Here is a 368-nt window from a genome sequence, read left to right as displayed (position 1 = left end):
CGCGCGACGGCGACGATGCCCTGCGGCGTGACCGTGTCAGCCATCGCCGCGAGCACCTGCTCGGTGACGTACTCGACGTCGATGCCGTGCTCCGACGCCAGCATCCGGACGTCGGAGTGCTTCTCCCATGCCGACGGCGTGGAGTACAGCTCGACGATCGCGCCGGGGAGGTAGTTCAGCGCTTCGCGGACCGACTGCGGTCCCTCCAGCAGGAAGAGCCCCGTCTCGGTCCTGGCGCTGCGCTTGGTCAGCTTGGCGACGGCACGGACTCGGGGAGAGCGGGGGTTCTCGAGCACGGGCCCATTCTATCGGGGGCCGGGATGCGGAAACGGGCGCCTCCCCGCAGGGAGACGCCCGTTCTCGGGATC

Annotated in this window: 1 protein-coding gene; it reads right to left on the bottom strand. The window is 70.1% G+C overall.

Annotated features, from left to right (window positions below; genetic code table 11):
* Positions 1–296 (bottom strand): RNA methyltransferase substrate-binding domain-containing protein (locus tag KI686_RS17445; protein ID WP_237590310.1); only part of this gene is annotated, 296 nt, incomplete at its 3' end.
* Positions 297–368: the final 72 nt, after the last annotated feature.

Origin of the sequence: Polaribacter sargassicola (genome assembly GCF_021991835.1) — a bacterium.
Lineage (GTDB): Bacteria > Bacteroidota > Bacteroidia > Flavobacteriales > Flavobacteriaceae > Polaribacter > Polaribacter sargassicola.
The sequence above is the reverse complement of the archived record's forward strand: the minus strand, read 5'-3'. Positions and strand labels throughout refer to the sequence as shown.